Source organism: Allobosea sp., assembly GCF_030694325.1.
In the GTDB taxonomy this organism is placed as follows: domain Bacteria; phylum Pseudomonadota; class Alphaproteobacteria; order Rhizobiales; family Beijerinckiaceae; genus Allobosea.
Genome location: NZ_JAUXYO010000326.1, coordinates 1 through 2623, shown reverse-complemented (window position 1 = coordinate 2623; position 2623 = coordinate 1). Strand labels below are relative to the sequence as shown.

At 68.7% G+C, this 2623-nt stretch carries 4 protein-coding genes and 1 pseudogene; 4 read left to right on the top strand and 1 reads right to left on the bottom strand.

Annotation, left to right across the window (positions count from 1 at the left end; all coding sequences use genetic code 11):
* The 3 genes and pseudogenes from Q8M82_RS20920 to Q8M82_RS20910 form a co-directional block, all read left to right on the top strand.
* A pseudogene (locus tag Q8M82_RS20920) lies at positions 1 to 425 on the top strand (carbamoyl-phosphate synthase large subunit); the annotation flags it as partial.
* 99 nt (positions 426 to 524) lie between these two features.
* Positions 525 to 1001, top strand: coding sequence for a transcription elongation factor GreA (gene greA, locus Q8M82_RS20915; RefSeq protein WP_305693228.1), 477 nt, complete (start codon positions 525 to 527; stop codon positions 999 to 1001).
* A 75-nt stretch (positions 1002 to 1076) separates the two neighbouring features.
* Entirely contained in the window at positions 1077 to 1571 is a 495-nt protein-coding gene (locus Q8M82_RS20910) for a hypothetical protein (RefSeq protein WP_305693227.1), read from the top strand.
* Positions 1572 to 1593: 22 nt separating this feature from the next.
* Here the strand turns inward: Q8M82_RS20910 and Q8M82_RS20905 are convergent, their stop codons facing one another.
* The gene (locus tag Q8M82_RS20905) at positions 1594 to 2058 is read right to left on the bottom strand and encodes an Lrp/AsnC family transcriptional regulator (protein WP_305693226.1); all 465 of its coding nucleotides are present in this window, start codon (positions 2056 to 2058) and stop codon (positions 1594 to 1596) included.
* A 95-nt stretch (positions 2059 to 2153) separates the two neighbouring features.
* Here Q8M82_RS20905 and Q8M82_RS20900 point away from each other — a divergent pair.
* Positions 2154 to 2623, top strand: a 470-nt coding sequence (locus Q8M82_RS20900; RefSeq protein ID WP_305693225.1) for an ELM1/GtrOC1 family putative glycosyltransferase, incomplete at its 3' end; no start/stop codon positions are given.

The window sequence follows — 2623 nt, the reverse complement described above, 5'->3', positions numbered from 1 at the left end:
CCGGAGTGGATCTGCCGAGGAACGGCACCCTCTTCGTCTCCGTCCGCGACGAGGACAAGGCCGAAGTCCTGCCCGCCGTCCAGCGCCTTGCGGCGCTCGGCTTCCGCGTGCTCGCCACCGGCGGCACACAGCGCTTTTTGGCCGAACACGGCGTCACCGCGCACAAGATCAACAAGGTTTTGGAAGGCCGCCCCCACATCGAAGACGCCATCCGCAACCGCCAGGTCCAGCTCGTCTTCAACACCACCGACGGCCCGCAGGCGCTCGCCGACTCGCGCTCGCTCCGGCGCGCCGCCCTCTTGCACAAGGTTCCCTATTATACCACCTTGGCCGGAGCGATCGCGGCGGCGGAAGGCATCAAGGCCTACTGCAGCGGTGATCTCGAAGTGAGGTCGCTGCAATCCTACTTCGTGCACGCTGCCTGAAGGCGGCGCGCAGACGAGGTTCTATGAACGACGACAAGCAGGGCGCGGGCGGCGAAGCAGCCGCCGGCGGGCATCTGCTTTCGATGATGGGACGAAACGATGGAAAAGGTTCCGATGACCCCCGGCGGCTTCGCCGCCCTGGAGGCTGAACTCAAGGACCGCCAGCAGGTCCAGCGCCAGCGCATCATCGCAGCAATCTCGGAGGCTCGCGCCCATGGCGATCTCTCCGAGAACGCCGAGTATCACGCCGCCAAGGAAGCGCAGGCGCTCAATGAAGGCCGCATTCAGGAGCTCGAATCCCTGATCGGGCGGGCCGACATCATCGACGTCTCGAAGCTCGCCGGCAGCGACACGATCAAGTTCGGCGCCACCGTCAAGCTGATCGACGACGATACCGAGGAAGAGAAGAGCTACCAGATCGTCGGCGAGCCCGAATCGGACGTGAAGTCCGGCAAGGTCTCGATCGGCTCGCCGATCGCGCGCGCGCTGATCGGCAAGAAGGTCGGCGATTCCGTGCAGGTCAACACGCCCGGCGGCGGCAAGTCCTATGAGGTCGTCAGCGTCGACTTCCGGTAGGCGCGACCGCGTTCGGACTTGGCAATGCGGCCTCCCGACGCCACATCGGAGGCTGGTCCCGAGGGAGTTTCAGCCATGACGACTCGCCGCTCATTCATCCTGCAGGGCGCGGCCGGCGCCGTGCTCGTCTTGTCCGGCCCGGCGCTGGCCCAGACGAGAGCCGTCGGCGCGATTCGCGTCGACACCTCCCGCCTCGCGACCCAGGGCTGGGGACCGCGCTCGCAGGAGATCAAGCGTGACCTCGAGCGCCAGCTCGCGACCACCCTCGCCCCGATGATCCAGCGCGGTGGGCCGGCCCTGACCGTCACCGTCAAGGGCGTCTGGCTGGCGAGCTGGGCCGGTGGTGGCGGTGGTGGCAAGCCGGGCGCCGGCGGCGCCAGCATGGACAATTTCGATGCCGACTACGTGCTGACCGGCCCGCGCGGCGAGGTCCTCGGCCAGTGGACGATCCTGTCCACCATCGGCTCGGATTCAGGCGGCGCCTGGTACCGGCCCGATGTCGACCAGCGCCGCGTCGCCGCGCTGATCGAGAACAATGCCCTCTGGATCAGGCGCTATCTCGGCGGCTGAGCCGCGCGCCCGACGTCGCGCTTCACCCGAACGGCACGATCGGCTCGTCCTTGACCCGGTCGAGCGCCAGTGCGGTGCGGACATTGCGGACATTGGGCAGGGCCGTCAGTTCGCCGACGAAGTCCTGGAAGGCCTTCAGGTCCGGCGCCACGCATTTCAGCATGAAATCGATGTCGCCGGAGAGCTTCCAGCACTCGCGCACCGCCGCCCAGCCCCGGATCCGCGCCTGGAAGACCTCCAGATCGGCCTCGGCCTGGCTCGCCAGATGCACGAAGGCGAAGCACACCACCTCGAAGCCGAGCTTGCTCTCGTCGAGCTGTGCCCGGTAACCCGTGATCAGCCCCGCTTCCTCCAGCGCCCGCACGCGGCGCAGGCAGGGCGGCGGCGAGATGCCGACCCGGCTCGCCAGCTCGACATTGGTCATCCGCCCATCGCCCTGCAATTCGCGCAGGATCGCCAGGTCGATATCGTCGAGTTTGGAGCGCACGAGGGGTCCCGGATCAAGGTTGCGCTGGTGTAGACGCAGCGTCTTGGCGATACAAGGCGCGTGCCGCAACGAGCCGCACCGAACAAGGAGCCGACGTGACCGCCGAACCCATCCCGACCGTCTGGGTCCTGACCGACGGCAAGGCCGGCGACGAGGTCCAGTGCCTGGGCGTCGCCGAGCGGCTGGGCGTCACCCCCGAGATCCGGCGGATCGCGCCGCGCAAACCCTTCGCCTGGCTGATGCCGCGCGGCCCGATCGACCCGCGCGAGGCGCCCGACCGGCCCGGAAGCCCTCTCCGCCCGCCCTTCCCGGACATCGTCATCGCCTCGGGGCGCCGGGCGATCGCCTATGTCCGGGCGGTGAAGAAGGCCTCGAATGGCGCCACCTTCACCGTCATTCTCAAGGATCCGCGCACCGGCGCGGGCTCGGCCGATTTCCTCTGGGTCGCCGAGCATGACCGCCTTCGCGGCGAGAATGTCCTGGTCACGACGACCTCTCCGCACGGCCTCGCGCCGCAGCGCCTCGAGGCGGCGCGCCGCGTCCCGCCCGCCGCCATCGCCGCCCT

What these genes read in the sequence shown, in the direction of transcription:
- greA (WP_305693228.1), top strand. Translation starts at nt 525, where the DNA reads ATGGAAAAGGTTCCGATGACCCCCGGCGGCTTCGCCGCCCTGGAGGCT.
- Q8M82_RS20910 (WP_305693227.1), top strand. Translation starts at nt 1,077, where the DNA reads ATGACGACTCGCCGCTCATTCATCCTGCAGGGCGCGGCCGGCGCCGTG.